This window comes from Rhizobium sp. YIM 134829 (assembly GCF_046546455.1).
The window spans coordinates 76684-98540 of sequence record NZ_JBKHKI010000002.1 but is presented as its reverse complement, the minus strand read 5'-3'; the positions used below and the strand labels follow the sequence as shown (position 1 = coordinate 98540).

General features: G+C 64.2%; 23 protein-coding genes. 8 read left to right on the top strand and 15 right to left on the bottom strand.

Annotated elements, in window-relative coordinates; genetic code table 11:
- Positions 1–26 precede the first annotated feature (26 nt).
- The 7 genes from ACLE20_RS05370 to lgt all read right to left on the bottom strand — a co-directional run bounded on the left by ACLE20_RS05370 (position 27) and on the right by lgt (position 7024).
- A complete protein-coding gene (locus tag ACLE20_RS05370; protein WP_410939238.1) occupies positions 27–959 on the bottom strand; it encodes a ribose-phosphate pyrophosphokinase in 933 nt (310 codons plus the stop codon).
- Positions 960–1192: 233 nt separating this feature from the next.
- Positions 1193–2146, bottom strand: coding sequence for a hypothetical protein (locus ACLE20_RS05365; RefSeq protein ID WP_410939237.1), 954 nt, complete (start codon positions 2144–2146; stop codon positions 1193–1195).
- 110 nt (positions 2147–2256) lie between these two features.
- Positions 2257–2829: a hypothetical protein gene (locus ACLE20_RS05360; protein ID WP_410939236.1), complete on the bottom strand. Its 573-nt coding sequence runs from the start codon at positions 2827–2829 to the stop codon at positions 2257–2259.
- A gap of 87 nt (positions 2830–2916) precedes the next feature.
- Entirely contained in the window at positions 2917–4068 is a 1152-nt protein-coding gene (locus ACLE20_RS05355) for a M24 family metallopeptidase (protein WP_410939235.1), read from the bottom strand.
- Position 4069: 1 nt separating this feature from the next.
- Positions 4070–4858 (bottom strand): peptidoglycan editing factor PgeF, encoded by a 789-nt coding sequence (gene pgeF / locus ACLE20_RS05350; protein WP_410939234.1) that lies wholly within the window; start codon positions 4856–4858, stop codon positions 4070–4072.
- A 220-nt stretch (positions 4859–5078) separates the two neighbouring features.
- Complete coding sequence (locus ACLE20_RS05345; protein WP_410939233.1) at positions 5079–6173, bottom strand: class I SAM-dependent methyltransferase; 1095 nt, start codon at positions 6171–6173, stop codon at positions 5079–5081.
- Positions 6170–7024, bottom strand: coding sequence for a prolipoprotein diacylglyceryl transferase (lgt, locus tag ACLE20_RS05340; RefSeq protein WP_410939502.1), 855 nt, complete (start codon positions 7022–7024; stop codon positions 6170–6172). Before lgt ends, ACLE20_RS05345 begins: the two co-directional genes overlap by 4 nt.
- Positions 7025–7279: 255 nt before the next feature.
- Here lgt and ACLE20_RS05335 point away from each other — a divergent pair, with 255 nt between their 5' ends.
- Positions 7280–7558 carry an accessory factor UbiK family protein gene (locus ACLE20_RS05335; RefSeq protein WP_410939232.1) on the top strand — a complete coding sequence of 93 codons (279 nt, stop codon included), beginning with the start codon at positions 7280–7282 and terminating at the stop codon, positions 7556–7558.
- Between the two features lie 202 nt (positions 7559–7760).
- Here ACLE20_RS05335 and ACLE20_RS05330 read toward each other — a convergent pair whose 3' ends face one another.
- The 4 genes from ACLE20_RS05330 to ACLE20_RS05315 all read right to left on the bottom strand — a co-directional run bounded on the left by ACLE20_RS05330 (position 7761) and on the right by ACLE20_RS05315 (position 11344).
- The gene (locus ACLE20_RS05330) at positions 7761–8792 is read right to left on the bottom strand and encodes a glycosyltransferase (RefSeq protein ID WP_410939231.1); all 1032 of its coding nucleotides are present in this window, start codon (positions 8790–8792) and stop codon (positions 7761–7763) included.
- A gap of 3 nt (positions 8793–8795) precedes the next feature.
- The gene (locus tag ACLE20_RS05325) at positions 8796–9605 is read right to left on the bottom strand and encodes a glycosyltransferase family 2 protein (RefSeq protein ID WP_410939230.1); all 810 of its coding nucleotides are present in this window, start codon (positions 9603–9605) and stop codon (positions 8796–8798) included.
- Positions 9606–9851: 246 nt separating this feature from the next.
- Positions 9852–10319, bottom strand: a complete 468-nt coding sequence (locus ACLE20_RS05320; RefSeq protein ID WP_410939229.1) for an Lrp/AsnC family transcriptional regulator — start codon at positions 10317–10319, stop codon at positions 9852–9854.
- Positions 10320–10438: 119 nt separating this feature from the next.
- Entirely contained in the window at positions 10439–11344 is a 906-nt protein-coding gene (locus tag ACLE20_RS05315; RefSeq protein ID WP_410939228.1) for a glycosyl transferase, read from the bottom strand.
- 454 nt (positions 11345–11798) lie between these two features.
- Here ACLE20_RS05315 and trxB point away from each other — a divergent pair, with 454 nt between their 5' ends.
- The 4 genes from trxB (at position 11799) to ACLE20_RS05295 (ending at position 15984) form a co-directional block, all read left to right on the top strand.
- Positions 11799–12773, top strand: a complete 975-nt coding sequence (gene trxB, locus ACLE20_RS05310) for a thioredoxin-disulfide reductase (protein ID WP_410939227.1) — start codon at positions 11799–11801, stop codon at positions 12771–12773.
- Positions 12774–12953: 180 nt separating this feature from the next.
- Positions 12954–13850, top strand: coding sequence for a LysR family transcriptional regulator VtlR (locus ACLE20_RS05305; protein ID WP_410939226.1), 897 nt, complete (start codon positions 12954–12956; stop codon positions 13848–13850).
- Positions 13851–14509: 659 nt separating this feature from the next.
- Positions 14510–14818, top strand: a complete 309-nt coding sequence (locus tag ACLE20_RS05300) for an ArsR/SmtB family transcription factor (protein ID WP_410939225.1) — start codon at positions 14510–14512, stop codon at positions 14816–14818.
- A 38-nt stretch (positions 14819–14856) separates the two neighbouring features.
- Positions 14857–15984: an alkene reductase gene (locus ACLE20_RS05295; protein ID WP_410939224.1), complete on the top strand. Its 1128-nt coding sequence runs from the start codon at positions 14857–14859 to the stop codon at positions 15982–15984.
- A gap of 73 nt (positions 15985–16057) precedes the next feature.
- Here ACLE20_RS05295 and ACLE20_RS05290 read toward each other — a convergent pair whose 3' ends face one another.
- A complete protein-coding gene (locus ACLE20_RS05290) occupies positions 16058–17074 on the bottom strand; it encodes an NAD-dependent epimerase/dehydratase family protein (RefSeq protein ID WP_410939223.1) in 1017 nt (338 codons plus the stop codon).
- Positions 17075–17170: 96 nt separating this feature from the next.
- Here ACLE20_RS05290 and ACLE20_RS05285 point away from each other — a divergent pair, with 96 nt between their 5' ends.
- Positions 17171–18079, top strand: a complete 909-nt coding sequence (locus ACLE20_RS05285) for a LysR family transcriptional regulator (protein ID WP_410939222.1) — start codon at positions 17171–17173, stop codon at positions 18077–18079.
- Between the two features lie 38 nt (positions 18080–18117).
- Here the strand turns inward: ACLE20_RS05285 and ACLE20_RS05280 are convergent, their stop codons facing one another.
- The 3 genes from ACLE20_RS05280 to ACLE20_RS05270 all read right to left on the bottom strand — a co-directional run bounded on the left by ACLE20_RS05280 (position 18118) and on the right by ACLE20_RS05270 (position 21023).
- Entirely contained in the window at positions 18118–19263 is a 1146-nt protein-coding gene (locus ACLE20_RS05280; RefSeq protein ID WP_410939221.1) for an MFS transporter, read from the bottom strand.
- A gap of 43 nt (positions 19264–19306) precedes the next feature.
- A complete protein-coding gene (locus ACLE20_RS05275) occupies positions 19307–20509 on the bottom strand; it encodes a pyridoxal phosphate-dependent aminotransferase (RefSeq protein ID WP_410939220.1) in 1203 nt (400 codons plus the stop codon).
- A 304-nt stretch (positions 20510–20813) separates the two neighbouring features.
- A complete protein-coding gene (locus ACLE20_RS05270; RefSeq protein ID WP_410939219.1) occupies positions 20814–21023 on the bottom strand; it encodes a hypothetical protein in 210 nt (69 codons plus the stop codon).
- Between ACLE20_RS05270 and ACLE20_RS05265 the strand changes: the two genes are divergently transcribed.
- Positions 21022–21435 (top strand): hypothetical protein, encoded by a 414-nt coding sequence (locus ACLE20_RS05265; RefSeq protein ID WP_410939218.1) that lies wholly within the window; start codon positions 21022–21024, stop codon positions 21433–21435. The genes ACLE20_RS05270 and ACLE20_RS05265 overlap by 2 nt on opposite strands.
- Positions 21425–21655: a hypothetical protein gene (locus tag ACLE20_RS05260; RefSeq protein WP_410939217.1), complete on the top strand. Its 231-nt coding sequence runs from the start codon at positions 21425–21427 to the stop codon at positions 21653–21655. Before ACLE20_RS05265 ends, ACLE20_RS05260 begins: the two co-directional genes overlap by 11 nt.
- The last annotated feature ends 202 nt before the right edge of the window (positions 21656–21857 follow it).

Below are 21857 nucleotides of genomic sequence, written 5' to 3'. Positions count from 1 at the left end.
TCGCTCTTGTCCAACCGGAGTTTGGGTCAGTCGAACAGGCTCGAGACCGATTCTTCCTGGCTCGTCCGGTTGATCGCTTCGCCAATCAGATTGGCCGTCGAGATCACCCGGATATTATGGGCGGATTGGACCGCGGTCGTCGGTTGGATCGAGTCCGTGATCACCAGTTCCTTGAGCTTGGACGAGGTGACACGCGCCACCGCGCCGCCCGACAGCACGCCATGGGTGATATAGGCGGTGACGCTGGTCGCGCCGTTCTTGAGCAGGGCTTCGGCGGCGTTGCACAGCGTGCCGCCGGAATCCACGATATCGTCGATCAGAAGGCAGTCCTTGCCGGTCACGTCACCGATCACGTTCATCACCTCGGATTCGCCGGCGCGCTCGCGGCGCTTGTCGACGATGGCGAGCTGACAGTCGAGCCGCTTGGCAAGGGCACGCGCCCGCACCACGCCGCCGACATCAGGCGAGACGACCATCACATTGCTCAGCGCATAGTGATCCTTGATGTCGCGCGTCAGGATCGGCACGGAATAGAGATTGTCGGTCGGGATGTCGAAGAAGCCCTGAATCTGCCCGGCGTGCAGGTCGAGGGTCAGCACGCGGTCCGCACCCGCCTCGGTGATGAGATTGGCGACAAGCTTGGCGGAGATCGGCGTGCGTGGACCCGGTTTGCGGTCCTGGCGGGCATAGCCGAAATAGGGGATGACCGCGGTGATGCGACGGGCCGAGGAGCGACGCATGGCGTCGATCATGATCAGCAGTTCCATCAGGTGGTCATTGGTGGGGAAGGAGGTCGACTGGACGACGAAGACGTCCTCGCCGCGCACATTTTCCTGAATTTCGACGAAGATTTCCTGGTCAGCGAAGCGCCTGACCGTTGCGCGCCCGAGCGGCAGATTGAGATAGTTGCAGATCGCTTCGGCCAGAAGCCGGTTCGAATTGCCTGCGAAAACCTTCATCGATGGTCCGCCCGTCTCCGCCCGGAAGGCTGCGTGGGAGCGCTGATCCGTCCGGCTAAATTCCGTCTGCCTTCGGCTTGCCCGCGTCTGGCGGCCGGCCTTTGCGGCTTCATAACGCCACTGAACTCGAATGCAAGCGCTATGCCGCTGATAGCGGGGCTTTATCCGAAAAAGATTGTCGCGCGCGCATCGTTAAGGCGGGCTGCTTTACCAAATCATCGGTGCGCAAGGGATCAGCCCGACTGACCATCGCGCCAGTCAAGATAGGCGGCGATGCTCTTGCGGCCGATATCGCGCATCGCCTGCGGCGGCACGCCGGACCAGACGTCCTTGCCCGGAGCCTCGACGCTGTCCTGGCCCTGGATGCGGTGCAGCCGGTTGCCCGCGCCGTCCAGCACATCCCAAACATAGACGATCACCGTCTTTCGCCCGTCCTTGAAGGCGGAGAAATAGCCCTTCAGCATATGGCGGCTGACGGGATCGGCTGCCGTCTTGATCGTCAGGCCGTTGGCGCGCGCATCCGCGCCGAGCTCCTCGGATAGCGGCTTCACGGCCTCTACGGGCGCGCCGATGATCGGCAGGAAGCGAATGGTGTTGGCGGGCGCGGCGGCTGCGTCCGGACTGCGCGCCGCGGTCTTGGCCGGGGTGTCGGTGGCCGCTTCGGCCTTCGGCGTCGTCGGTTCGCTCGCGGGCTCCGCTGTCTCCTCGTCGGCGAGCTTCGGCAGGCGCTTTTCAGAAAGTCGCCCCTCGCTCGAGCGGACGGGATCGGTCTCGGCCGGGAAGGCATTCATGCTTTCGTGCGCCGTCTCGGATGGTGCTGACGAGGCGGAGCCATGGGCAAGCTGGCTTGCCTGTGCCTCCAGCGATCCGGCCGGGTCGCGGTAGGGTGTGGACCCGGTCGCATAGGGCACGGCCTCGGCGTTGCCGCCGCCGTCACCGGAAAAAGCCATGTGCGGCGCATCACTGCTTGATTGCAGCGGAGTCCGGGCAATCGCTCCGGAGGGCGCCGCCTGCACGACCGGCTGCTGCTCGGCCATGGTCGACATGTCGCGGTCATTGAGGGGCGAAGATTGGGCAAGGCCGGTGCTGCCCACGTCGGCCGGCGGCGTCAGCGCATCCAGGCTGTTGCAGCCGGCAAGCGCCGTTGCAAGGCCAATGCCCGCCGTCAGCGTGATCAGGATGCGCATCGTGCCGATCTCCTCCAGAAACGAGGCGACCGAAACGGCCGCCCGGCGGACCAGAGGAGGAATGATAGGCCGAGGATCTTACCTGCCAGTGAATCGTTCCTGGCGAGAATTCAGGGCTTTTGCGATGTCTGATTGTGCTGCACCGCGTCGATCAGGACATCGAGCTTGCGGTCGAGGGCGTCGATGCGTTTTGATTGCTCGGCCACCAGCTGCCGGTTTTCCGCCCGGATCGCCTCGAAGGGCGCGGACAGCCCGGACCCCATGGCAAAACCACCATCGAACCGGTCTGAGGCAAAAGACATGACGCCCAGGATGACCCCGACCACCGCCGCCGAGAAGCCGCCCATGGTGGTGATCATCGTCCAGGTGGTCGGCATGTGCTTGAGTTCGACCTGGATTGCTGAGACGTCACCCTGCATCCTCGTCAGAGCTTGATTGACATGAGCAGTATGCTCGGCAAACGAGGTCCGCATGCTGCTCATCGACGCTTCGATGCGCGCCTCGGTGGCGCTCAGCTTGGCGTCGATGGTCGCGGCTTTCGCGTCGAGTTCATCCCTGCTCGGCATGTCGGGATCCTGTTTCGGCCGGCCCGTGGCTGCAGAGGCACCGCCTCCGCCACCCAAACCCTCGTTTTCGGCAAGCGCTGCGGGAAACCTGTTTTCTGGATCGAAGATCTTGGACATGAAAGGACGGAACCGTGACGAGGTCAAGGAGATCGACCTCGTCACCATAGCAGTTCCAAATGAATTCGAAAATACTAATATTATGCCTTAGACCTCGATGAAGTCGAGGCCGAAGCGGGAGAGGGGCCGTGGCGCGGCGTCGGTGGTGAGGTAGGTCTGGCCGAGCGACATGGCGGTCCCGGTATCGCTGTCCATGATGATCATGTGCACGAAGAGCGACATGTCGGGCAGGATCTCCTGCGGATTGCCGAGGTGGAACATCTGCTGCTCCATCCAGGAGGGGGAGAAGCGGGCGCCGAGCGAGTAGCCGCAGGCGTTCAGCCGATGGCGGGCGAGGCCGCGATCGTCCATGATCCGGGCATGCACGTCGAAGACCGTGCCGAAGGTATTGCCGGGGCGGAGCACCTTTTCGACGGCGAGGATCGTTTCTCGGCAGGCGGAGTAGAGCTCGCGATGCCGGTTGGTCGGCGGGCCGATGACGATGGTGCGCATCATAGCTGCATGGTAGTGGGCGCTGACGCCGGCCCATTCGAGCGTCAGCTGATCCTCGGCATCGAGACGACGTCGCCCAGCCTTGTAGCGGCAGAGCAGGGCATCCGCGCCGGAGCCGATAATGAACTCATTGGCCGGATAGTCGCCGCCGCCGGCAAAGACGGCACCCTGCATGGCGGCGAGGATTGCCGCTTCGCTGCCGCCGGGGCCGATCAAAGGCAGGGCCGCATCGAGCGCGTCGTCGGCGAGCGCTGCTGCGCGTTCCACATGGGCGATCTCGGCCGGGCTCTTGATCAGCCGTAGACGGCCGACCAGAAGCGAGGCATCGACGAGTTTGCCGAAGCTCGAAAGCTGGTTGTCGAGGAGACGCGCGATGCGGCCGGTCATGCCATGCGTGTCATATTCCACCCCGATGCGGCAGCCGAGCAGGTCGAGCTCGCTCAACAGCGTCTTCAGGTCCATGGTCGGATCGGCGTTCACCCGGTCCACCCAGATCTCGATCCGCTCGATGTTCGAGGTGTGGCGCGCCTGGCGCAGATCGGCAGACCGGGTCAGGAGCACCATGGAGCCATCGGCCTTCACCACGAGCGTCTGAAAGAAGCAGTAGCCGAAGGTGTCATAGCCGGTGAGCCAGTACATGCTCTCCTGGGCGAAGATCAGCAGCGCGTCGAGCTTCTCCTCCTTCATCGCCGCCGTCAGGCGTGCGAGGCGCTCGGCGAATTCGTCGTCGGAAAAATGCAGCGCCATGTCATGCCTCCCTGATGCTGATGGCCGAAATCTGGCGGCCGTAGTCTGGTTCATTGCGATGGGTCTTGCGGCGATAGGAGAAGAAGCGTTCCTCATCGACGTAGGTGCAGAGGCCGAGTGTCTCCGCCTTCACCCCGGCCTCCGTCAGGCGCTTCAGCGTCAGGCCCGGCAGGTCGAACATCGCATGGCCGGCGCGGGCAGACGGCGTGAAGAAGCGGTCATAGCTCTCGTCTGCCTCCAGGAAGCGGGCCACGAATTCGGGGCCGACCTCGTAATGCGCAGCAGTGATCGAGGGACCAAGGCAGGCGGCGATGCGGTCGCGCGCGGCGCCGAGACCGATCATTGCCTCGATCGTCGCCTCGAGAACGCCGGTCAAGGCGCCCTTCCAGCCGGCATGGGCCGCGCCGATCACCTGGGCATGTGGATCGGCAAAGAGAATCGGGCCGCAATCGGCTGACAGCACGCCGAGCACCAGGCCTGGCGTCGCCGTCACCAGGGCATCGGCCTCCGGCCGCTCGCCGCGATAAGCATCATCAACGACGACCGCGCGGGGCGAATGGACCTGGTTGACTGTCGCGAGCCGCTCCAGCCTCTGGCCGAACCAGGCGGCGACCCGGTTGCGGTTCTCGGCGACCGACGCCCGGTCGTCCTCAGAGCCGAGACCGACATTCAGGCTCGCATAGATCCCCTCGGACACGCCGCCCTGGCGGGTGAAGAAGCCATGGGCAATGACGGATGCGGCGGCATCGCTCAGCAGCGGGCTTTCGATCGGAAAGGGAAGGTCGGTCATGGGAGAGTCCGCATCTCGAGGATCAAATGTCGGGATCAAAAAGGTCGCTCGCGGCACGCCTCAGAGCCGATGTGTGGCTGGGTCCGCGAGGCGGTTCTGGAAGGGGAGGGTTGGCTGCTTGCCGCGCGGAGGTGATTTGCCTCGTGATCATTCGGCGCGGATGTTGACCTTCGACATCGACGCTTGTCAATCGCCCGCGTCCGGACAGTCTGCCTCGCACCTATCGCTGGAAGGGAACAAGCGCCACGTCGGGATGGCTCACCGCCAGCACCTTGAAAAGCTCGCCCATCCGCCCGTCGCCGCTGCCGGTCAGCCGGTCGACATCCTGTTGAAGGCTCTCGCGAATGCCGGCGTCCTTGCCGCGGCCGAGCGCTTCGGCCCGCTCCTGGATGCCCATGGCAAGAAGAAAATCGCCCTGGTAGGTCAGTCCGTTGATGCGCAACCCTTCGGCGACCGCCCGACGGGCCAGCTGTTCGAAATCGACATGGCTGGTCAGATCCGCCTCGCCCGGATGGCGCAACGGCGGATCGAACTGATGATCGCGCACCGCCTGCAGCGTCTCGCCGAAATTGGTGGCCATAAAGCCGTAGTCGATGATCAGTGCCGATCCACCGCTGGCTTTCAACCGTGCGCAGATCGTCGCCATGACGGCGTCGCGGGCCGGGGCGATTTCGAAGATCGTTCCGAGCGGCACGTCCGTCGCCGAGGGTGGCAGGAGAGCGGGATCGATGGTCGCCACGCCGGCGGCAAAGGTGAGAGCATCCTCCGCATCGAGCCCCACCAGGCGCTCCCGGAAGCCCTGCGACGTCTTGACGAACTGGCGGATGGGGATCGCGTCGAACAGCTCGTTGGCGACGAGCAGCAGCAGCCCGTCCGGCAGTGTATCGAAGCTCTCATGCCAGGCGATCTTGAACTTGTGCGCGACCAGCGTCTGGCTCTGCACCTTCTGCAGCCGCTCGCTCGTCTCCACCAGATGCACGCTGGCTGCCTCGTAGAGCGTCGGGGAGAGCCGCTCGATGACCCGCAGGATGTCGGACATCATCGTGCCGCGGCCGGGCCCGATTTCGGCGATGATCACCGGGCTCGGCTCGCCATGGCGGCGCCAGGCCTCGACGAGGAAGATGCCGATCACCTCACCGAACAGCTGGCTAATCTCCGGCGCGGTAATGAAGTCGCCGTCGCGGCCGAAGGGGTCGCGGGTCTTGTAGTAGCCATGTTCGGGGTCTGCCAGGCAGAGCGCGAAAAAGTCGGTGACGCTGATCGGCCCGGAGGCACGGATGATCGCCTTGATCTTCTCGGCAAGCGGCGTGCTCATCGCGGCGTCTCCGCCGTTGCCGCGGCTCGGCGCGCGCGCCAGATCGCCCAAAGGCCGATCAGCACCATCGGCAGCGAGAGCAGCATGCCCATGGTCAGCCAGCCGCCGAAGAGGTAGCCGAGCTGCGCATCCGGCTCGCGGAAGAATTCCACCGTGATGCGGGCGAGCCCATAGCCGGTGGCAAAGACACCAGCCACAAAGCCGGGCCGGGCGAGCGCCCGGCCGCGATAGACGAGCAGCGCGAGGACGGTGAGCAGCACGACGCCTTCCAGCAGGGCCTCGTAGATCTGGCTCGGATGGCGCGAAAAAGGGCCGCCAGTCGGGAAGACGATCGCCCAGGGCGCGGAGGAGAGCCGGCCCCAGAGCTCGCCATTGATGAAATTGGCGATGCGGCCGAAGAACAGGCCGATCGGCACCACGGCAGCGACCACGTCGAAAAGGCTCCAGAGCGGGATCGACCGGCGGCGAGCAAAGAGCGTCATCGCAAGGATGGTCCCGATCAGCCCGCCATGGAAGGACATGCCGCCGTTCCAGATCTCGATGGCGCGCACCGGGTTTTCGATGACCGACTGCAGATCGTAGAAGAAGATATAGCCGAGGCGGCCACCGGCGACGATGCCGACCGCGACCCAGAGCAGAAAGTCGTCCAGATCCTGCTCGTTGAGCGCAGGCCTGTTTCCAGCCCAGAGCGGGGCGTTGCGCACGATGGCCCGGGCATAGAGCCAGCCCAGCACGATCCCAGCGACATAGGCCAGGCCATACCAGTGGATCTGCAGCGGGCCGATGGCGATCAGCACCGGGTCGATGTCCGGAAAGGGCAGGATCGAGAGGAGACTGAGGAAGGGTTCCAACTGTGCCACGTCGCTTGAGGGCCGCAGGGACGAGGCACGTGACGTGCCGCGAGACCGGATGGCCGTGATTGTCCTGCCGGGCCGAGCAGACTGTGCCGCGCCCGGGGCGACCATCCCCCGCACTGCAGGAAGGGTCAAGCCGCCCGGAGCAATGCTCAATGATGATTCACCGGTTTTTGCTTGCAAGACCGAGGCTTGGCTCCTACCTCAAGGGAAGAAGCCGTGACGATCGCGGATCAAAGCCGGAGACAGACCATGACCACGACGGGTGCCAACCGCATTTTCGACGATCTGGCCAAGCTGATGACCGATGCCGCCGGCGCCGCACAGGGCGTTCGCCGCGAGGTGGAGACGGCCGCACGCGCTCAGGCCGAGCGCCTCTTGAACTCGATGGATGTCGTCAAGCGCGAGGAGTTCGAAGTGGTGCGCGAGATGGCGATCAAGGCGCGTGAGGAAAACGACGCGCTGCTCGCCCGCATCGCCGCGCTCGAAGCCAAGCTTGCCGGCGGCGAAGGCAGCCCGTCGTCCTTCTGATCGGCGATAGGCACTGAGTCCGAAGCACTTGTATTGCAGAAGGGCCCGGCGGCAGCGTCGGGCCCTTTTTGCCGGCCGGTTGGCTTGCGACCGGACGCTTCCCCTGGCCTGACCCTTGGTAGCTTGGGGCCGGCCTTCGGGCGCGTTGCGAGGGGCGGATGCGAATGGCCGCACAGGCCACCGCGCCGACAGTTGCTCCGTCTTAGCGCCAGGCCGGTCGTCTCTTGAAGAGGTCGAGATAGGCGCCCGCCACCGCCTCCTCGGAAAACCGGTCGATCAGGGCTTTGTGGCCGGCCTCCGCAATACCGCGCCGCAAGCTTGCATCCGTGAGAAGCCGAGAGATCGCCCCAGCGAGGGCGTCCTTGTCGGCAATCGGCACCAGCAGGCCATTCTCCTCGTCCGTCATGAACCAGGAGGGGCCTTCGGAGCGGGTCGAGATGACCGGCCGCTTCTGCGCCCAAGCTTCGAGAATGACGTTTCCGAGGGGTTCATGGAAGGACGGCATGACGAAGAGATCCGCCGCCGCGACGAAGGGGCGCGTATCCTGTCGCCAGCCAAGGAACCGCGTTCGATGCGCGAGACCCCGCTCCGCGACCAGTGCTTCCAGAGCCGGAAGCTCCTCGCCGTCGCCGGCGATCCACAGGTAGATGTCGGGAACAAGGGCGGCGGCCTCGATAAGGATATTCAGGCCCTTGCGCTTCACAAAACGGCCCATCGCCATGACGACGGGGGCATCTGCCGGCGTGTTGAGATCGGTGCGCGCGGCGGGCGGGACGGGTTCGGTCGCCGTGAAGTTCGAGATGACCTCGACGCCGCGTGTCCAGCCGATCCGGCGCACGTGATCGGCAATGCCCGGCGTGTTGCAGATCAGCACGTCCGTATTGCGGAAATAACCGAGATGGGTGGGGTAATCGCCGAGCCGAGAGAGGGTGATGCCGGCGCGGTAGGGCGGCATCAGCCGGCTGCCCCGCGTCGCCCAGGACATGATCGCTTCCGGCTGATGCTCGCGCGCGAGCGCGCGCACCTTCAAGGGAAGCGCCAGCCGGTCGATCGACAGATTGCGGAAGTTCGACTCGATGATCTCCGCATAGGGGGCAATCTTTGTCCGCCACGCGCGCTGTTTGCGGATCACAGCCAGCTGCTCGACCTCTCTTCTCCCCAGCGCACCGATAAGGTGGACGAAGAAGGTCTCGGCGCCGCCGTCCTTCCCGAAGTGGAAGTGGAAGACCTTCATCGTCTATCTTTCGCGCGCGTCGTCGATGCTTGGACCATGGCGGAGGGCCTGTCGCTGTTGCAGCTTTGCCTGGGTGAGGAAGGCGTAGACGGCTCCGGTCATCGCCTGGATGAAGCCGGAGGTGCCGCAGCGCCAGAGACCGTTTCGGAAGTAGAGCCGCAGGAAATAGATCGGCGGCGAGAAGATCAGGTCGAGCGTCCTTCCGCGCCGACCGCCTCGAAACCGCTGGTCTGCCTTGAGCGTCGAATAGTGATTTTCCTTCAGGATCTGCTCGTCGATCTGAAGCGGCCTGAAATGCAACAGGCTGCCGCGCGACGCGTTGCGAACCGTGCCGGCGGGCACGATGCCCTCATGGACCGCCTGGGTCAGATCATAGGCGCCCTGGCCGTTCCGGATAAGGCGGAGGTTTTTCCGTTCGCGGACATGCTCGGGCGTATAGCCGTAACCGATCAGGAAGGGGCGGCGCGCCAGACGCCAGCCAACGATCTCGGGCGGAGCCTTGAGGAGCTGCGGGAGAAGATCGCGAAGCGCCGTGTCGAGCCGCTCATCTGCATCGATGTTTAGGCACCAGGGCTCGCGGCATTGCTCCAGCGCGAACTGCTTCTGGGCCGCATAGCCGCGCCAGCTCTCGGCGAAGAACCGGATCGGCCAGCCTCTGGCAATGAAATCCTGGATCAACGGGACTGTGCCATCCGTGGAGCCGGAGTCGACGATGACGATCTCGCCGCAATTCGCAAGACTCTCGATGCATGGCCCCAGATAGATCTCCTCGTTCTTGCAGATGATGAAAGCCGAGAGAGGAAGTTTGCCCATTCATGCACCCCAGTGTCGCTCGAAAGCCCGCGTGGGATCCGCGGGAGACGTGATCCGCCTCTATCTATGATGTATTCTTAAATCTTTAAAATACTAAATTATGGTATAAGTATTATCACTGCTATCGTAAGCAATGACACGCCGAACGAGCGAAAGTTCTGACTTTTGAGATTTGGAGCTGACGAACTCAGCGATAGAGGGCGCTGACAGGGCAATCGCTGGGCTGGCGGCCTTGTCCATGGTGCCTCAAATCTCGACCAGGCCGACTTTCTTGACCTGGCGGATGGTTAGCATGGTGCGAACCGTATCGACATGCTCGTTGGCCGTCAGGACTTCGATCACGAAATCCTGGAAGGTGGTCAGGTTCTGCGCCACGCAATGGAGCAGGAAGTCGCTGTCGCCATTGACGAGCCAAGCCTGGCGGACGAGCGGCCAGGAGGCGGTTGCCGCCGAAAAAGCTTTCAGATTGGCGTCCGACTGGTGCTTGAGACCGACCATGCAGAAGGCGACGAGATCGAGCCCCAGCGCCGGCCCGTTGAGAACGGTGCGATAGCCCTCGATGATGCCCGACTCTTCCAGCCGCCGCACCCGGCGCAGGCAGGGCGGCGCCGAGATGCCGACGCGCGCGGCCAGTTCTACATTAGTTATCCGCCCATCGGCCTGCAGCTCACGCAGGATCTTGATGTCGATCTGGTCGAGATCGGCGCGTAGCACGGATGTCGCGTTCCCTGTTCACTTCGGACGGTTGAGCTTCTGCCTGAGGAGCTGGTGGCGCGCAACAAAATTCCGCCTGCGCGACAGGTTGTGATAGATCCGGCTACTCGCCTGGGCCGTCAAGCACTCATCAACCGATCGTTGAAAGGTAGGCCGCATTTGGCGAGGGCCGAGACGGGCGAATAGTTGACGAGCACGATGTCGCTCTCTTCCGCCAGCTGCATGCCCAGAAGCATATGCTCGAGAATGCGGGCTTCCGCATCGGCAATGCCGGAAAAGGCGCTCTCGCCATTGCTTTCGTAAAAGCGGGGCTGGCTGGCATTGGTGATGTCGACGCCGATGAAGCCGATCTGCCTCGGCCTGCAGGCCAGCGCGAATTGCAGGGCGGAGACGGCGACGCTGCCGGCCTGGAAGACGCCGCGCCCGGGATTGCGCGACAGGCCCGCCGTACCCGCCGGATTGACGAGGATGTCGGGCGCGCCGGCGAGATCGGCCAGACGGCGCCGCCGTGCGCCATAGGGCTTGAGGATATTGTCGATGAGGATCACCGGCCGCTCGCTTAGCCAATGACGATCCTGCTCGAGAAGCGCACGGATCGCGGAGACGGAGAGGAGGCAGGGGAGGGTGGCGTCCAGGTCCTTGAGGAACCGGTCGAAATGGCGATAGACGAAGCGGTCGTCCTCGATCGCTACCGCAAGGGGCGCGCGGATCCTTGCCGGCGCCAGTACCAGGGCGCCGTTCAGCAGCAGTGCGCTCCGCGGCGGCAGGCGGGAATACGCCGCCTGGCCGGCGGAAGGGCCGGAGCCGACGATGGTTATCTCCTCGCCCGCGAAGCGGTTCAGCGCATCGGAGGGCAGCAGCCGGCCGGCATTCAGCCCGCGATAAAGGATCGCGCCGCTTCCGTCCGCCTCGCGGCGGAGCATGAGGCCGGGAAACCTGTCATAATAATGAGCGCTGCTTCTTCCGCGCAGCAGCTGAACCGCAAGCTTCACCACCTTTCGGTTCAGTGGTCTGTCCGATGCCATCAGAATGTCTCCCGTCCATGCGGCGTCGGCCGCGAGCGGGAGTTTATATGTCGGCAATCAATTTAGTAAGCTACATATTAAAAAATGTAAGACTTTCTAATGTTTTATCTTATGGGTTACGCATGTACAATTGCGTCAGTTAAGGCCGTCCGGCCCGGCTCTCTGCGGGCTCTGGCGCCCGCGGGCTTGCGTCCGCCGGGCCGCTGTTCGCCTCGGCGGCGCTGATCCATCTCGACCCTTGCCGATCGCGAGGGTCGGCGCGGAGCGTGATGCCGTCGGAACCCTTGTTTCAGGGCGGGAAAAGCGGTTTTGGCCTTCGCAAACAGGCGGGCCTGTTGGTAAAAGCCCTGATGGGCTTGAACTTGAGGGGGCTGTCCTCATAAATGAGCAGGAACGATCGGGCTCTTGAGGCCCGCCATGCGCGGCAACGCGACCCGTTTCAGGATCAGACACCATGACCTCCCGCCACACCAAGGTGCTCATCATCGGTTCCGGCCCGGCCGGCTATACGGCGGCGATCTATGCGGCGCGCGCCATGCTGCAGCCGGTGCTGATCGCCGGCCTGGAGCAGGGCGGCCAGCTGATGATCACCACCGATGTCGAGAATTATCCGGGCTTCGGTGATCCGGTGCAGGGTCCCTGGCTGATGGAGCAGATGCTCAAGCAGGCGATCCATGTCGGCACCGAGATCGTCAATGATCTCGTGACCTCGATCGACGTCACTGTCCGGCCCTTCCGCCTGACGACCGACAGCGGCACGGACTGGACCGCGGATACGGTGATCATCTGCACCGGGGCAAAGGCCAAGTGGCTGGGGATCGAGACGGAGGAGACCTTCAAGGGCTTCGGCGTCTCGGCCTGCGCCACCTGCGACGGCTTCTTCTATCGCAACAAGGACGTCCTCGTGGTCGGCGGCGGTAATTCCGCGGTCGAGGAGGCGCTCTACCTCTCCAATATCGCCAAGACCGTCACCGTCATCCATCGCCGGGCGTCGTTCCGGGCCGAGCGCATCCTGCAGGAGCGGCTCTTCGCCAAGGAGAACGTCAAGGTTCTCTGGGATCACGAGGTGCTGGCCTATACCGGCACGCCGGCCAAGCCGCCTTTCCCGGCCTCGCTGACCGGCGTCACGTTGCGCAACACGCTGACCGGCGCGACCCGCGAGATGGCGACCGACGGCGTCTTCGTGGCGATCGGCCATGCGCCGGCGACCGAGCTCTTCAAGGACAAGCTTCGGCTCAAGTCCAACGGCTATCTCTGGACAGCCGCCGATTCGACGGCGACCGACGTGCCCGGCATCTATGCCGCTGGCGACGTGACCGACGATGTCTATCGTCAGGCGATCACCGCCGCCGGCATGGGCTGCATGGCGGCGCTGGAGGCGGAAAAATATCTGGCCGGCCATATGCCGGTCGCGATTGCGGCTGAATAGTCGCCCGAGCGTCCGACGGGCGAATGGAGCGATGACGGCGCTGGGCGGCATCGGGACGCGCACGACGCGTCATGCGGCGCTTGTGGATCGCGGTGCGTATAGGCAGAGCCGGCGGGCCGGCAAGAGACGGCGTTCAAGACGCGTGGTTCAAGCGCGCGGCGCTGGCAAAGGGGAGGTGTGATGCCGCTGGACTGGGATAAACTTCGGATCTTCCATGCCGCGGCAGAAGCGGGGTCCTTCACCCACGCCGCCGACAAACTGCATCTGTCGCAATCGGCCATCAGCCGCCAGGTCTCCTCGCTGGAGCAGGATGTCGGCATCAAGCTTTTCCATCGCCATGCGCGCGGGCTGATCCTGACCGAACAGGGCGAGATCCTCTATCGCACCGCGCATGAGGTGCTGATGAAGCTCGAAGGCGTCAAGGTCCAACTGACCGAGACGACCGACAAGCCTTCCGGCAAGCTGCGCATCACCACGACCGTCGGTCTCGGCCAGGGCTGGCTCACCGACAAGGTGCAGGAATTCCTGGCGCTCTATCCGGACATGCAGGTGCAGCTGATCCTCGACAATGAGGAGCTGGACGTCAACATGCGCCATGCCGATTGCGCCATCCGCCTGCGCCAGCCGCAGCAATCGGACCTGATCCAGCGCAAGCTCTTCACCGTCCATATGCATCTCTATGCCGCGCCCTCCTACATCAACAAGCATGGCGAGCCGCAATCGATCGAGGATCTGGACAATCACCGGATCATCACCTTCGGCGAGCCGGCCCCCAACTATCTGCTCGATGTGAACTGGCTGGAGATCGCCGGGCGCGACAGCGACAATCCACGCGTCTCCCATCTGCAGATCAACAGCCAGACCTCGATCAAGCGCGCCTGCCTGCTTGGAATCGGCATCGCGATGATGCCGGACTATATCGTCGGGCGCGATCCGGGCCTGATCCAGCTGCCAATCGGCGCCGACATCCCGTCCTTCGATACCTATTTCTGCTATCCGGACGAAATGAAGAACGCCGCCAAGCTCAAAGTCTTCCGCGATTTCATCGTCGCCAAGGCCCGTAACTGGAACTTCTGACGGCGCGGCCGCCACTGCGCGAATTTCGTGCAACCGGCAATTGCCTGATTTCACTTCATTCTTTTGATTGTCGGAGCGACGTGGCGTCGTGCAGTGTGGATTCTGCTGCTTTTTGGAGCAGGGATGCGCCCAAGACATGGCTGTCATGCACAGGAATTGATTGCGAGCAGCCCAAGAAACCAGCATATGGACGGCAGCTGATGCATCTTTGGTGGCTTTTCCTCCCAGTGCCACCGCAGCAGCTGTTCCCCTCTGGAGGTTGGATACCTTCACACCTTATGGGCCGCGCTTCTTGCGCTGGCCCTTTTTTTTGCCCTCTTCGACCCTCTCTCTGCCCACCGACCTGGGGAGAACGTCCTGCTCGGTAATCCGGCGTTTTCGGATGTCCGAGAGAATTCTCTTCTTCTTCAATCGATTTTCACTGTCCGCTCTTGAAAAGTTTTTCTGTGCGTCCATATTAAATACAGCAGGCGCGTTGGCGACTTTGATCCCTCCCACGTCGCGCTTCTGCTGTTCCCCTCTGGAGGTTATGAACCTTCACATCTCAAGGACCGCGGATTTCCGACGGTCCTTTTTTTTGTCTCGCCCCTTGATGATCGTCCCTTCGCAGACCACGTATCGGTTATGAACGATATATAAATCGTTCGGAGACGATGGACATGACCGACGACGAGACGAACAGGGACGACATATTGAAGGCGCTGGCACATCCTAAGCGGGTGGAGATGCTCGGCTGGCTCAAGGAGCCGGAGGCGCATTTCAACGGCCAGCACCTGCCGCTCGATCTCGGCGTCTGTGCCAGCCAGTTCGAACGCTGCGGCCTGTCGCAATCCACCGTCTCGGCCCATCTGGCGAGCCTGCAGCGTGCAGGTCTCGTCACCACCCAGCGCGTCGGCCAATGGGTGCTCTACAAGCGGAACGAGACCGTGATCGACCGCTTCCTCGACGAGTTGAGAACCACCTTGTGACGCGTTCCGATCTTCCCCACCACAATAGGACCAAACCCATGCCCACCCTCTTCGACCCGATCACCATCGGCGACATCGCTCTTTCGAACCGCATCGTCATGGCGCCGCTGACCCGCAACCGTTCGCCGGGCGCCGTGCCGAACACGCTGAACGCCACCTATTACGAGCAGCGCGCCAGCGCCGGCCTGATCATCACCGAGGCCACCCCGATCAGCCATCAGGGCCAGGGCTATGCCGATGTGCCGGGCCTCTACACGGCGGAAGCGCTGGAGGGCTGGCGCAAGGTGACGGACGGCGTGCACAAGGCCGGCGGCAAGATCGTCGTCCAGATGTGGCATGTCGGCCGGATCTCGCACACATCGCTGCAGCCGAATGGCGGCCAGCCGGTTGCGCCGTCGGCGATTCGCGCCAAGTCGAAGACCTATCTGGTCCATGAGGATGGCACCGGCGAGTTTGCCGATACCTCCGAGCCGCGCGCGCTGGAACTGAGCGAGATCCCGGGCATCGTCGAGGACTACCGTCGTGCCGCCCGCGCGGCGATCGATGCCGGGTTCGACGGCGTCGAGATCCACGCGGCGAACGGCTATCTGATCGACCAGTTCCTGCGTTCGGGCTCCAACCAGCGCACCGATGCTTACGGTGGCTCGATCGAAAACCGCGCGCGCTTCCTGTTCGAGGTCGTGGAGGCTGTGACCGACGAGATCGGCGCCGGGCGCACCGGCATCCGCCTGTCTCCCGTCACTCCGGCCAACGATGCCTCGGATTCCGATCCGCAGCCGCTGTTCGACCATGTGGTCAAGGGCCTGGCCCGCTATGCGCTGTCCTATATCCATGTGATCGAGGGTGCCACCGGCGGCGACCGCAACTTCCAGCAGGACGGCGCGCCCTTCAGCTTCGAGGCGCTGCGGACGGCCTATCATCAGGCCGGCGGCAAGGCCGCCTGGATGGGCAATAACGGTTATGACCGGGCGCTGGCGATCGAGGCTGTGGAAAGCGGCCGGGTCGACCTCGTCGCCTTCGGCAAGCCCTTCATCGCCAACCCCGATCTCGTCGAGCGGCTGCGGCAGAATGCCCCGCTCAACACGCCCGATAACAACACCTTCTATGGTGGCGGCGCCAAGGGCTACACGGACTACCCGACGCTGACCCAGATCGCCGCCGAATAAACACCGCATCTTCACCGTCTCTCGACCCGCGTCGGCTTCGGCGCGGGTCTTTCCATGTCAGGCGGCTGCCCGGTCAGCCGAGCAAGGCGCGCGGCTCGCCGGCCCGGCGGACCATATGATCCGGCTGAAGGCAGCCGAGACCGCGCAGGGTGGCATAGACCGCCTGGTCGAGCGGCGTCTGCGGCTCCTCGCCGATGAGCGAGATGAGCTTGGCATTGTCCATCTGCACCGGCTGGCGCCAGAGATAGCGCATCTTGCGGATCTCCCGCACCGTTTCGGAGAAGGGCGCTGCAAAGGGCAGGGTCCACCAGGGAAAGCCGCGCAGCTTGATGTCCGACCGGCCGAGAACCCGGCTGATGCTGCGGGCGAGCACTAGGCCATCCGCATCCCAGGTGCCGCCGAACTGGGCAGCCTCGAAGGCATTCAGGCTGTCGCGCCGGTCGAGGAGCCCCAACATGGCGGCGGCGACATCGGGCAGATAGGCCCATTGATGGCCGATGCCCGCATCGCCCGGCAGGGTGATCGTATTGACCGGGCGACCCGGCGAGACCAGCACCTGGGCAAACCAGCTGTTGCCGGCGCCTGCACCGAAAAAGTCGCCGGCGCGCAGGACGATGCTGCGCACGCCCTCGTCTGCCGCTGCCCGCAGCCGGTCTTCCATCGCCTTTCGGATCCGGCCTTTGGACGTCATCGGGTTCTGGGGTGCATCGTCCTCGATCAGCGGAAAGGCGTCGGGGCCGAAATTATAGGTGGTGCCCGGCAGAAGAATCGTCGCCCCGGTCGCACGCGCCGCAGCGATCGTGTTTTCCAGCATGGGCAGGACCAGCCGGTCCCAGTGCCGATAGCGCGGCGGGTTGACCGCATGGACGATGATGTCCACGCCCTTGGCGGCGTCCAGAACGTCCTTAGCCTCCATCGCATCGCCTTGGCGCCAATCGACGAGGCGGTTGCGGTCGGCAGCCGCGCCGGCATTGCGCGACAGCGCCCGCACCGTCGCACCGCGCCCGACCAGCCCTTCCATCACCGCGCCGCCAATGCCGCCCGTTGCGCCCAGCACCAAAGCAGTGGTCTTCGGTCCAATTCGTGTCATGACAATCGTCTCCTTCGTGGTTCGATGGGGGAAAGATGACGCCGTCGGGGCAGGAAGAAAATTGCATAAAGATTTAGAGCGGCTATACAGATTTGTATGACCGCATCGGAGCCCAGCTGGGATCATTACCGGGTCTTCCTGCATGTGATGCGGGAGGGCTCGCTCTCCGCTGCGGCCCGCGCCCTGGGTCTGACGCAGCCGACCGTCGGGCGGCAGATCGATGCGCTGGAGGCGGCGGTCGGCGCGCCGCTCTTCCTGCGCTCCGCTTCCGGCCTGACGCCGACGCCCGCCGCTTTGTCGCTGGCGCCGCTCGCCGAGGAGATCGCCACACGAGCCGCAGCCTTCCTGCGCCAGGCGGAGGATGCTGCGGGCGAGATGGCCGGTCGCGTCCGGGTCACGGCCAGCGAGATCATGGCCGTTGAAGTCCTGCCATCGATCCTTGCTGAGATCGTCGAGCGTCATCCACGGCTCGTTGTCGAGTTATCCGTTTCGGACCGGGTCGAGGATCTGCTTCGCCACGAGGCAGATATTGCGGTCCGCATGGTCGCGCCGCAGCAGGAGGCGCTGGTCTCCCGGGCGCTCGGCTCGGTGGAAATCGGCCTCTTCGCCCATCGGCGCTATCTGGAGCGGCATGGGGTTCCGCAATCGGAGGCGGATCTGGCTCGGCACAGGATCATCGGCTTCGATCGCGAGACGGCTTTCATCCAGGCCATGCGGCGCCGTATTCCCGTGTTCGGCTCGATCGATTTCGCGCTCAGGACAGACAGTAACCTCGCGCAGCTCGCCGCCATCCGCGCTGGCTTCGGCATCGGCGGCTGCCAGGTGCGGCTCGCCGCACGCGACCCGGCGCTGGAGCGGGTGCTCAAAGCGGAGTTCGCATTCCTCTTGCCCGTTCATCTCGTGCTGCACGAGACCCAACGTGCCAATCCTCGCTGCCGTGCCGTCTATGATGCGCTGGCCGAGGGTTTGCTGGCCTATGGTGCCGGGCGCGCGGCCCGGGACTAGAACGAGGGGGTAGCCGCTTCCCTTGCGCCGAAACTCGATCAGCGGGAGGCACGCCCGCCCAGTGCCGGCACGCAGAAGAGGGCGGCCACGACCAGCGGCAGGCAGATCAGATAGGCGGTGCGGATGCCGGCCTGTTCTGCCACGAAGCCGAGCAGAGGCGGCGCCAGGAAGAAGATGATGAAGGTCACCTGGCCGAGGGCTGCGACGTTGATATGGGCGGCCCGGTCAGTGCGCTGCGCGGCGGCGGAAACGGCGAGCGGATAGACCGCGCTGCAGCCGGCGCCCATCATCGCAAAGCCCGTCAGCGCCATGGCGGGATGGAGCGAGAGCCAGACGGCGGCGATCCCGGCACAGGAGAGCAGCAGCAGGACGAACGCGACGGCGCGGCTGCCATAGCGGTCGACGATCGGGTCGGCAAAAAGACGGACCAGAGCCATGAAGAAGGTGAAGAGCGTCAGGCCCAGCCCGCCGATGAAGGGCGCCGACTGGTAGACGTCGCGCATGTAGATCGCCGACCAGTCGATGCCGGCGCCTTCGACGAGAAAGGCGGCGATGCCGATCAGGCAGAGCGGCAGAAGACCGAGGGTCGGGAAGGCGAAGGCCTCGGCTTTCGGCGCCTCGCTGCCTGGCGCCGCCGGTGTCGGCCTGAGGCCCGAAAGGACGATCAGACCGACCAGCAGGACGAGGACGAAGGCGCCGCCCGTATGGGCCTCGATCGACACGCCGGCCTGACGGATGAAGGAGGCGAGCAGGGCGGTCACGAAGAAGCCGAGGCTCCAGAAACCGTGCGCGCGGTTCATCACCGCCCGACCGGTCGCGGTCTCGATCCGTCCGAGTTCGACGTTGAGGTTGATCTCCAGCGCGCCCGCTAGGAGACCGGCCATGAAGAGCACGACGAAGACCATCGGCGCGTTCGGCATCCACGGCGCGAGCGCATAGCAGGCGGCGGTGCCGAGAATGGTGATGGAGGCGGTGACCCTCAAGCCCAGCCGCTCGATCAGCGGCGAGGAGACGGTGAGGGCGATCAGCGCGCCGATCGCCATGCCGATCAGCGTCAGGCCGAGCTCGGATTTCGTTACCCCGAGCGCCGTCTGCAGGTCCGGCATGCGCGCCAGAAGCGCGCCGAGGCTGACCGCGAACAGGAAGAAGCAGAGATACAATCTCTGATGCTGGGCCAGCCTCATGCGCTCTCGTTTCATGCGCGGCCGCGGCAGCGCGGCCTTTGTCTTACTTGCAGGCGGCGCAGAAGCGCTGAATGCGCTTGCACGCCTCTTCGAGCAGCTCTTCCGACGTGGCGTAGGAGATGCGGAAATTCGGGCCGAGGCCGAAGGCCGAGCCGTGGACCACCGCAACGCCTTCCGCTTCGAGTAGTTCCGAGACGAAGTCCTCATCGGTCTCGATCACCTTGCCGGAGGGTGCGGTCTTGCCGATCAGCCCCTTGCAGGAGGGATAGACGTAGAAGGCGCCCTCGGGCGAGGGGCATTCGATCCCGGTCGCCTGGTTGAGCATCGACACCACCAGATCGCGCCGGCCCTCAAAGATCTTCTTGTTTTCCGGAATGAAGTCCTGGGTGCCGTTCAGCGCCTCGACGGCCGCCCACTGGGCGATCGAGCAGGCGCCCGAGGTCTGCTGGCCCTGGATCATGTCCATTGCCTTGATCAGCGCGAGCGGACCGGCGGCATAGCCGATGCGCCAGCCGGTCATGGCATAGGCCTTGGAGACGCCGTTCATCGTCAGCGTGCGGTCGTAAAGGCCAGGCTCGACTTCGACCGGCGTGGCGAATGTGAAGTCGCCATAGGTCAGGTGCTCATACATGTCGTCGGTCAGCACCCAGACATGGCTGTGCTTCAAGAGCACGTCGGTCAGGGCCTTGAGTTCGGCATGGCTATAGGCGGCGCCGGACGGATTGGACGGCGAGTTGAAGATGAACCACTTGGTCTTCGGCGAGATCGCCTTGTCGAGATCCTCGGGCGTCAGCTTGAAATTATTGGCCTGGGTCGTTTCAACGAAGACCGGCGTGCCGCCGCAGAGCGCCACCATTTCCGGATAGGAAACCCAGTAGGGCGCGGGGATCACGACTTCGTCGCCAGGGTTCAGGGTCGCCATGAAGGCGTTGAACAGGATCTGCTTGCCGCCGGTGCCGACGATGGTCTGCGCTGCGGTATAGTCGAGATTGTTCTCGCGCTTGTACTTGCGCACGATCGCCTCGCGCAGCTCCGGAATGCCGGCGACGGGCGTGTATTTGGTTTCGCCGCGGTTGATGGCGTCGATGGCTGCCTGCTTGATATTGTCCGGCGTGTCGAAATCGGGCTCGCCGGCGCCGAGCCCGATGACGTCGCGGCCCTTGGCTTTCAGCTCACGCGCCTTCTGCGAGACGGCGATGGTGGCAGAGGGCTTCACACGGGAAAGGGCATCGGCAAGAAAGGCCATCGGAGCAAGATCCTGAACGGTTGCAGGCTGTCAAAGTGCAGTGGGGACCGGCATGGGTCTCGCAGCCTTGCGGAGGCTCATGCGCGCGCAGGGGCGCCATTGCCCGTGCGCTCCGCTGTATGTCGAAACTCGCCCCGCAATTCAAGCGGAAAGCCAGCACCTGCGGGCCTTCGACCCGGCCCATGACGCAAATTCAACAAAGCCATCACCGACACGAATGAAACGAGGCCGAATCGGGAACATCGCATGGCTTGCCGAGCGGGCGCCGGGCGGCTCACGCATTGTTTCCAATTTGTTAACAAGATCAATTGTTTCCCCATTCTCCCCCAGCCTCGCTTTTGCCACGGGAAAATGCGCCGACTGCCCCAATTTCGTCCTGATCAGGTCGATTTGTGCAGGTCTTCTTACAGCCTCCCGCCGTGCCCGCTTCGACGATGTCCCAAAGGTGTCCGATCATGCCGCCCATTCCCTCATCCCGCCCTTCTTCCTTCAGACGGCAGAGCGCGCTCGGCATGGCGGCGGCCCTTCTGCTTGCGGCGTCAGGCCCGGCTGCGGCGGCCGACCTGTCCGTGACCCGAAGCGATGAGACGGTCTTTCCGATCGGCATGCCGCCGGCCATGATCGAGGCGACGGACACCGGACAGCCACAGGCGCGCCTCTGGCGGGACGATGCCTCGACGCTTGCGCCGGATGCCATCTCGACCGGCGCGATCTCGACCAGTGCGATCATGGCGACGCCGCCACTCTTCCGCCTACCCGTTTCGCCCCTCTCGCTTGCCGCCGATCGGCATATCCTTGTTGGCCTCATGCTGCTCGCCGTCGCCGCCATGGCTTCGGTCAGCTTCGGGCTTTGGCGCTGGCAAGTCCGCGGTTTCCACCCGGCCGTCGAGGACGGCCTGCGGGGAGGGCGGTCGCATGCCGCGTAAGGTCGCCTCCCGTTCCGCCGCCGACCCGCACGCCGCTGAAACCCGCGAACATGGCGGCTTCCTCTCCAACCTCAATCCGCTCGAAACGCTGGTCATCGCTGCGATCATTCTCGTCGCGCTCGGCGGTGCCCTGCTGGTTGGCAAGGGGCTGATGCTGAAGAGCCGCATCGATTCCGCCTCCGGCACGACGCCACAGATGCTCGCGTTCCTCGATCGCTAAAGCCGATCCTCCTTCCGTCATCACCGCAGTTGCGTCCTCAGCCTCGTCTGCGAAGCGATCGGCGCGTGTTCCGCCTATCGCGGGGCAGAACGCGCCAGCGCTCCCAAGCACAGACGCAAGCATGGCTTGAACACTCAGCCGATAGAACAGCCGAGCGTTAAACTTGGCTTGCGAAGCACTGTGCAGCGCTGTCATGAGCAGC

Bases quoted from the DNA above. Each gene is read 5' to 3' on its own strand.
- ACLE20_RS05260 (WP_410939217.1), top strand. From the start codon at position 21,425: ATGCCGCGTAAGGTCGCCTCCCGTTCCGCCGCCGACCCGCACGCCGCT.
- ACLE20_RS05335 (WP_410939232.1), top strand. From the start codon at position 7,280: ATGACCACGACGGGTGCCAACCGCATTTTCGACGATCTGGCCAAGCTG.
- ACLE20_RS05365 (WP_410939237.1), bottom strand. From the start codon at position 2,146: ATGCGCATCCTGATCACGCTGACGGCGGGCATTGGCCTTGCAACGGCG.
- ACLE20_RS05330 (WP_410939231.1), bottom strand. From the start codon at position 8,792: ATGAAGGTCTTCCACTTCCACTTCGGGAAGGACGGCGGCGCCGAGACC.
- ACLE20_RS05265 (WP_410939218.1), top strand. From the start codon at position 21,022: ATGGCGGCGGCCCTTCTGCTTGCGGCGTCAGGCCCGGCTGCGGCGGCC.
- ACLE20_RS05345 (WP_410939233.1), bottom strand. From the start codon at position 6,173: ATGAGCACGCCGCTTGCCGAGAAGATCAAGGCGATCATCCGTGCCTCC.
- ACLE20_RS05300 (WP_410939225.1), top strand. From the start codon at position 14,510: ATGACCGACGACGAGACGAACAGGGACGACATATTGAAGGCGCTGGCA.
- ACLE20_RS05325 (WP_410939230.1), bottom strand. From the start codon at position 9,605: ATGGGCAAACTTCCTCTCTCGGCTTTCATCATCTGCAAGAACGAGGAG.
- ACLE20_RS05285 (WP_410939222.1), top strand. From the start codon at position 17,171: ATGACCGCATCGGAGCCCAGCTGGGATCATTACCGGGTCTTCCTGCAT.
- ACLE20_RS05355 (WP_410939235.1), bottom strand. From the start codon at position 4,068: ATGGCGCTGCATTTTTCCGACGACGAATTCGCCGAGCGCCTCGCACGC.
- trxB (WP_410939227.1), top strand. From the start codon at position 11,799: ATGACCTCCCGCCACACCAAGGTGCTCATCATCGGTTCCGGCCCGGCC.
- ACLE20_RS05305 (WP_410939226.1), top strand. From the start codon at position 12,954: ATGCCGCTGGACTGGGATAAACTTCGGATCTTCCATGCCGCGGCAGAA.
- ACLE20_RS05315 (WP_410939228.1), bottom strand. From the start codon at position 11,344: ATGGCATCGGACAGACCACTGAACCGAAAGGTGGTGAAGCTTGCGGTT.
- ACLE20_RS05360 (WP_410939236.1), bottom strand. From the start codon at position 2,829: ATGTCCAAGATCTTCGATCCAGAAAACAGGTTTCCCGCAGCGCTTGCC.
- pgeF (WP_410939234.1), bottom strand. From the start codon at position 4,858: ATGACCGACCTTCCCTTTCCGATCGAAAGCCCGCTGCTGAGCGATGCC.
- ACLE20_RS05275 (WP_410939220.1), bottom strand. From the start codon at position 20,509: ATGGCCTTTCTTGCCGATGCCCTTTCCCGTGTGAAGCCCTCTGCCACC.
- ACLE20_RS05290 (WP_410939223.1), bottom strand. From the start codon at position 17,074: ATGACACGAATTGGACCGAAGACCACTGCTTTGGTGCTGGGCGCAACG.
- ACLE20_RS05270 (WP_410939219.1), bottom strand. From the start codon at position 21,023: ATGCCGAGCGCGCTCTGCCGTCTGAAGGAAGAAGGGCGGGATGAGGGA.
- ACLE20_RS05295 (WP_410939224.1), top strand. From the start codon at position 14,857: ATGCCCACCCTCTTCGACCCGATCACCATCGGCGACATCGCTCTTTCG.
- ACLE20_RS05280 (WP_410939221.1), bottom strand. From the start codon at position 19,263: ATGAGGCTGGCCCAGCATCAGAGATTGTATCTCTGCTTCTTCCTGTTC.
- ACLE20_RS05370 (WP_410939238.1), bottom strand. From the start codon at position 959: ATGAAGGTTTTCGCAGGCAATTCGAACCGGCTTCTGGCCGAAGCGATC.